This window comes from Pseudoalteromonas sp. TAB23 (assembly GCF_000498075.1).
Taxonomy (GTDB): Bacteria; Pseudomonadota; Gammaproteobacteria; order Enterobacterales; family Alteromonadaceae; genus Pseudoalteromonas; species Pseudoalteromonas arctica.
On the sequence record NZ_AUTP01000115.1, the window covers coordinates 1 to 6,231 of the forward strand.

The following is a 6,231-nucleotide window of genomic DNA, read 5'->3' on the forward strand; positions in this document are numbered from 1 at the left end:
ATAACCCATTTTGAATACTAGTTTGAAAGAAGTTTTGTTTTATTTGTTAGTACCCCGTTGTTTTAGTAATAATCCTACGCGATATCCTCAAGTTAACTATTTTTTCCAGCTCAATCGCCTCTTTTCAGGCACACTTATATTAATTTTTTAGGATACATATTATGTCTACTACAACTACTGGTTCAGTAAAATGGTTTAACGAAGCAAAAGGTTTTGGTTTTATCGAGCAAGAATCTGGCGCAGACGTGTTCGCACATTTTAGCGCAATCTCTGGCGACGGTTTTAAAACTTTAGCTGAAGGCCAACGAGTACAGTTTACTGTTACTCAAGGTCAAAAAGGTCCACAAGCCGAGAACATTGTTAGCATCTAATTGCTAAACAATTTAGTGGGTTAGAGATAACCCATTAATATATTTACCTTTATAATTATTTAGTCGAATATCTTCAAAACCTCCTCTGTAAATATTTTCCAAGCGCAATCTCATTTGTATACACAACTCATTAATTAGTACATTTTTAAACACATTTACTACTATCTCTCTTGAGCGAAAGCTTTGTATTGCCTACAATAGCGCATACTTCATTCAATATAGAATATGACTATGAACGACACTACCGCAAAACCTGCTTTACCAGATCGCCTTTCTATTAATCCACGTAGCCCACATCATGTGGAAGAAGTTTTTGAACACGATATTGGTATCACGTTCAACGGCAAAGAGCGTTTTGATGTTGAAGAATACTGCATCAGCGAAGGTTGGATAAAATTTGCATCTCCAAAAGGCCTTGATCGTCGCGGACAACCACTTTTACTTACAAGAAAAGGCACTGTTGAAGCCTTTTATAAGTAAGCTAATACTACTTACTAAAAAAGCGACACCATATTGGGTAGTCGCTTTTTTTGTGCTTGTTAAAAATCATTTAATTATATTAATTTTCGCTTTACCTAGGGCCTGTTTATCTTTCGAGGTTAAATTTGCAGCAGTATGTTTGGTATTTAGGCAAGGCAGAGCCTATGTAGTGTGGTTATTCCCCATAAATAGGCGATAACGCAGCATAAATGCCAAACATGCGCTGCCCTTGGGTTCTGCCTAGGGGCAATTTACTCTTTGTTGCTCGGTTTTTACTTAGCCCACTAGGTTACAAACCTCACGTCGCGATTAAATCGCCCCTAGATTGAACAAATTTTAATCCTGAAAGGTCAACAGGCCCTAGCACCCAATCTAAGCCTTGGATTGCTGTTGTTGGAAATGCGGTTGCATGATTAGCGCCGTCAATAACAACACTTTTTAATTCTATATTGTCACTTTTAAGCGCATTAATTTTTTGCGTTAGCTGCTTAGCACCTTCAACCATATTTTGCCCTTCGCCGAAAGCTGGCGTTTCCATAGATCCAACTGATATATATACCCTTATAGGCAATTTTGGCTTATTCACTTTTAACGCTAATAGTGCATTGTTATCAAACCAAACCGATGGGCTGCCAATAATATAATTGCTAAATAAATCGGGTGTCGTTAATAAAATAGTCGCGCCAAATAAACCGCCTAACGAATGCCCCATGTAGGTTCTTTGTAAGTTACTGGCCCGATAGTTTTTTTCAATAAAAGGAAAAACTGTACTTTGTAAAAACTGAATATGCCCTTTGGCATTACCTGTTTGCTTTTTCCAATCTTTTGCAAAGGTAGGCGTGTAATCTCTAATTCGGCTGTTAGAGCCAGCGGACCCTTTTTCATAGCCAATTGCTACAATAATAGCCTGTTGCATTTTGCCACTATTCATAGGGAATCGTGTAGCCCCAGCAACGATGGGAAAGGTATACGGTGCATCGGTTACATAAATAACTGGATACGTTTTATTAGGCTGCTTTTGGTATGATTTAGGAAGCTGAATATACACAGGATACGCCCGCTCGCTAACGGGCTCAATGAGCTCAACCACGTTACTTCGGGGTATTGAATAAGGGGTATTTGCGCTTAATTTAAAACATATTAAGGCGCTTAAAAGCAAAAGAGATTTTAAAATAAGAGGCACTGTATTAGTTAACCTAAGCTAAAAATAAATTAAGTACCTACTTTAAAGTACTTTTAGCGAATATTTAAGCTATCTAAAAAAACAAAGTTTAAATAAAAAATAAAGTGCCAGTGTAGCTTTCGTTTAAACCACCAGCACTTATAGCATTAAATCACTTGATCTGGCTCACCGCCTGAACATGGGCAATTTTCATCATTTTGTTTAAGGCATTGTTGGTAATTAAACCAATGGGCTACAGCAATAAACGCTGAGCCTATTAAGGTTAGCGCTTTTTCGACCACTTCATGGCCTAGCAATACAGCAAATATCATAAAAGCTAAGCCTGTTACACCAGACACCATATAACGTGTACGTTTATGTTTTTTACAGCCTAAACTCAATGCCAACAAACTGGTTGGCATTACCGCCGCAAGAATCCATAAATGAAATTGCTCACTATCTATTTGCAGTACAGCAAAGCTTGGCAATAACGCTAAAATAACCGGGGTTGCAAAACAATGCACTGTGCACATTACCGATAACCCAATTGCCATACGATCCATAACACTTTGACTCGACTTCATTATTTCCTCTACTAAATCAGTGTCTCCACTCAAAAACGTTACTTTTAAGGAGACATTTTAATAACATCAGTTAATTACTGTTGATATATTATAACATTACTCGCATAATTGATATAATATAACATCTAACAAGGTAGTCAAATGAAACGTAGATCACAATTAGCTGTTCTCATAGCAGCTTTATTGCCGGCTAGTGTGCTTGCATCCACAATAGAAGGCGTTGTTTTAAACAACAAAGGTAAAGTAGTTACCAATGCAACGGTAGAAGTTGAAGGCTCAGATCTTAAAGTAACCACCGATGAAAACGGTAAATTTGTTATAACAGAACTAAAAAATGGCTTAAAAGAGCTTCACGTTGTAGCCCCTGGTTATGCGCATCTTCATCGCGATATAACAATAACTAATGATGAAAACCAATCGGTTACTTTTAATTTAAAGCGCTCGCCTATTGAAGTTATTGATATTGAAGCGACCCCTATTCATATGTCGGCAATGGAATCTGCATCGCCTGTTAGTGTTTTATCTGGCGAACAACTAAGACGACAACAAGCTGCAACCCTTGGCGACAGCCTTGAAAAACTCCCAGGCGTTAATACAAACTTTCACGGTAAAGTAGCCAGCACACCTATTATTCGTGGTTTAAGCGGCCCTCGCGTACTTATTACTCAAAATGGCCTTGATGTTAGTGATGTTTCGCGCGTTGGCCCCGATCACTCTGTTGCATCGGAGGCGTCTACCGCACAACAAATTGAAGTATTACGCGGCCCTGCAACGCTGTTTTATGGCAGTGGCGCAATTGGTGGTGTGGTTAATGTAGTAGATAACCGCGTACCCACCGACAGCACCACGCGTGGTGAATGGAACCTAGAACATAACTCGGTAGATAACCAAAAAGTGGCCTCGTTTAATGCCACCACAGGTACAGACTCTATGGCTTTTTATGCCGATGCATTTTGGCGTGAGGCCGATGACTACGGGGTACCTGTAGCTNCGATATAGATAGCGACGGTGAAGGCCATCGTGGCGATTACAAAGTTGAAAACAGTAATGAAGAGTCTGACGGTTTTACTGTTGGCGCTAGCTATTTAATGGATAACGGCTTTATTGGCTTAGCAGTAGAGCAATTTAATCGTCAATACGGTATTCCTGGTCATACGCACGGCGAGGAAGAAGAGGAAGAACACAACGACGAAGAAAGCGTATTTGCTGATTTAGAGCAAACTAAAGTGCAATTATTAGGTGAGTACAACCTAGATAATAAATGGCTAAACAAAATAAATCTCCGCGCTGGCCATGCCGACTACGAACACGCTGAAATTGAGAGCGGCGCTGTTGGCACTACCTTTAAAAACGAAACCAACGAATTACGCATAGACCTACTGCATAACCAATTTAACGAATGGAATGGCGGTATTAGCTTTCATTACAAGCAAAGCGATGTTGAAGCACAAGGTGAAGAGGCCTTTACTCCTCCATCAGAGACCGAAAGCTTTGCTGTAGCGTTAATGGAAGAAAGGCACTTTGGGGATTTTTTAGTGCAGTTAGGTGGACGCATAGAGCGTGTAACAATTGAAGCAGGCGACGTATTACTGCCAAATATTGACGCTCACGCACACGATGAAGCAGAAGAAGCCGACGAGCATGATCATGACCACGAAGAAAGCGCAGAAACCACTCGCGTATTTGATGTAGAGCATGAATTTACGCCAGTCAGTTTATCGGCAGGGGTAGTATGGGATTTTACATCTAACTATAACTTAGGGCTGTCGATATCGCGCTCTGAACGCGCACCTTCTGCCTCTGAGTTGTTATCGTTTGGGCCGCATATTGGTACTGGCACTTACGAAGTAGGCGCACTATTTGATTTAGATGAAGATGGCCATTTGGGTTTATCTGAACAAGCAATTGATCTGGAAACAGCCAATAATATCGATTTAACCCTACGTAAAACTCAAGGCGATGTTGGCTTTATTTTAAATGCCTTTTACAACCAAGTAGATAACTATTATTACCAAATAGACACCGGTTTATTCGTCGAAAGTGGACACGACCATGGCGATGGAGAAGAAGGCGTTGACGAGCACGACCATTCATCAGAGCTACCCGTTTATTTATTTAAAACAGATGATGTAGTTTTACACGGCTTTGAAGCGCAAGTTGCATGGCAACTAACTAACGAGTTTAAGCTAGATGTATTCTCTGACTACGTTCGTGCACGCCTTAAAGACGGCGGCGATTTACCCCGTACACCACCGCTTCGTTTTGGCAGCGAGCTAAGCTATCAAACAGATAAACTCAGTGCGCATATTCATGTAACTCGCTATCAAAAGCAAGACCGCACAGCCCCACAAGAAACAGCCACAGACGGTTTGACGTGGTTTAATGGATTCGACTACCCCAGTTAAGAGATAATCAACTTAACTGGAGATCGATAATGACAAAACGTAAAAAGTATTCCAAAGAATTTAAACTTGATGCCATCGCATTAGTTGTTGAGCAAAACTACTCTCAAGCAGAAGCCTCTAGAAATTTAGGGGTAAATCCCAACATGCTTGGTCGGTGGATAAAAGAAGCTGAAAATGATGATGGGCAGGCTTTTAGAGGGAATGGTAATTTGACCCCTGAGCAAGAAGAGATCAGAGAGCTAAAAGCGCAAGTGAAACGCCTAGAAATGGAGCGTGAAATATTAAAAAAAGCGACGGTCTTCTTTGCCAAAGAAACGAAGTGAAATACTCGTTCATAACCCAATACAAGAAGACCTGGCCTGTGGCGGTAATGTGCCGAATACTGGGTGTAAAAAGTAACAATTACTATAGTTATCAAAAGCGATATTCAACTAAATCAGAGGATCCAACACATCAAGAAATGATTGATTGGGTCAAGGACATAGCGCACTTCAGTGATAATACTTACGGTGAAAGGCGTATTCAGAAAGTCTTAAATGCACTCGGTTTTCCGGTGAGCCGTCACAAAACAGCACAGTTAATGAAAGAGGCAAATGTCTGGGTGCGTTATAAAAAGAAATACAAAGTAACAACGAATAGTGACCATAACAAGCCTATTTATCCCAATGTACTTGAGCAAAACTTCAACGTTGAAGCCGCTGATCAAGCTTGGGTACAAGATATCACTTATGTTTGGACTGCAGAAGGTTGGTTATATCTGGCGGTAGTGATTGATTTATATTCGCGTAAAGTCGTTGGTTGGAGCATGGGCTCACGAATGAAAGCGCAGCTTGTCTGTGACGCACTGACTATGGCGATGTGGCAACGCCAACCCAAAGCAGGGTTGATTATCCATTCAGATCAAGGGGTTCAATATGCAAGCCATCAATATCGTAGATTGCTCAAGTCAAACGACTTCATTGGTAGCATGAGTAAGAAAGGTTGTTGCTGGGATAATGCTGTTGCAGAAAGCTTCTTCGGTAGTTTGAAGCAAGAGCGCGTGCATTGGAAAAATTACCCAACGCGTTATGAAGCTCAACAGGATGTAATGAATTACATCTGCATGTGGTACAACAGTCGTCGCTTACATTCGTACTTAAATTATCAAAGCCCAAATGACTTTGAAGAACGAACCGAAACATTAGATATGGTTTCTTAACTAGGGTGACTGAATTTAGTTGACCACGTCA

5 protein-coding genes and 1 pseudogene are annotated in these 6,231 nt (G+C 40.5%); 4 read left to right on the top strand and 2 right to left on the bottom strand.

The window, feature by feature from the left end:
• Nucleotides 1–161 precede the first annotated feature (161 nt).
• Nucleotides 162–371 carry a cold-shock protein gene (locus L654_RS0103165; protein WP_010554515.1) on the top strand — a complete coding sequence of 70 codons (210 nt, stop codon included), beginning with the start codon at nucleotides 162–164 and terminating at the stop codon, nucleotides 369–371.
• 231 nt (nucleotides 372–602) lie between these two features.
• Nucleotides 603–851 (top strand): DUF3297 family protein, encoded by a 249-nt coding sequence (locus L654_RS0103170; RefSeq protein WP_002963088.1) that lies wholly within the window; start codon nucleotides 603–605, stop codon nucleotides 849–851.
• Nucleotides 852–1,149: 298 nt separating this feature from the next.
• Here the strand turns inward: L654_RS0103170 and L654_RS0103175 are convergent, their stop codons facing one another.
• Both L654_RS0103175 and L654_RS0103180 read right to left on the bottom strand, forming a co-directional pair.
• Nucleotides 1,150–2,034: an alpha/beta hydrolase-fold protein gene (locus L654_RS0103175; protein ID WP_024607247.1), complete on the bottom strand. Its 885-nt coding sequence runs from the start codon at nucleotides 2,032–2,034 to the stop codon at nucleotides 1,150–1,152.
• A 146-nt stretch (nucleotides 2,035–2,180) separates the two neighbouring features.
• On the bottom strand, nucleotides 2,181–2,597 hold the full coding sequence (locus L654_RS0103180; RefSeq protein ID WP_024607248.1) for a MerC domain-containing protein: 417 nt from the start codon (nucleotides 2,595–2,597) through the stop codon (nucleotides 2,181–2,183).
• Between the two features lie 141 nt (nucleotides 2,598–2,738).
• Here L654_RS0103180 and L654_RS01000000125390 point away from each other — a divergent pair.
• Together L654_RS01000000125390 and L654_RS0103195 are read left to right on the top strand one after the other, a co-directional pair.
• Nucleotides 2,739–4,966, top strand: a pseudogene (locus L654_RS01000000125390) (TonB-dependent receptor); the annotation flags it as partial.
• 65 nt (nucleotides 4,967–5,031) lie between these two features.
• Nucleotides 5,032–6,200 (top strand): IS3 family transposase gene (locus L654_RS0103195; RefSeq protein WP_139016089.1). Its coding sequence is split into 2 segments (ribosomal slippage): nucleotides 5,032–5,308 and nucleotides 5,308–6,200, totalling 1,170 coding nucleotides; the frame shifts between segments, so codons are not numbered across the junction.
• Nucleotides 6,201–6,231: the final 31 nt, after the last annotated feature.

Excerpts from the sequence above, each read along its gene's own strand:
- L654_RS0103165 (WP_010554515.1), top strand. The coding sequence starts at position 162 with ATGTCTACTACAACTACTGGTTCAGTAAAATGGTTTAACGAAGCAAAA.
- L654_RS0103170 (WP_002963088.1), top strand. The coding sequence starts at position 603 with ATGAACGACACTACCGCAAAACCTGCTTTACCAGATCGCCTTTCTATT.
- L654_RS0103180 (WP_024607248.1), bottom strand. The coding sequence starts at position 2,597 with ATGAAGTCGAGTCAAAGTGTTATGGATCGTATGGCAATTGGGTTATCG.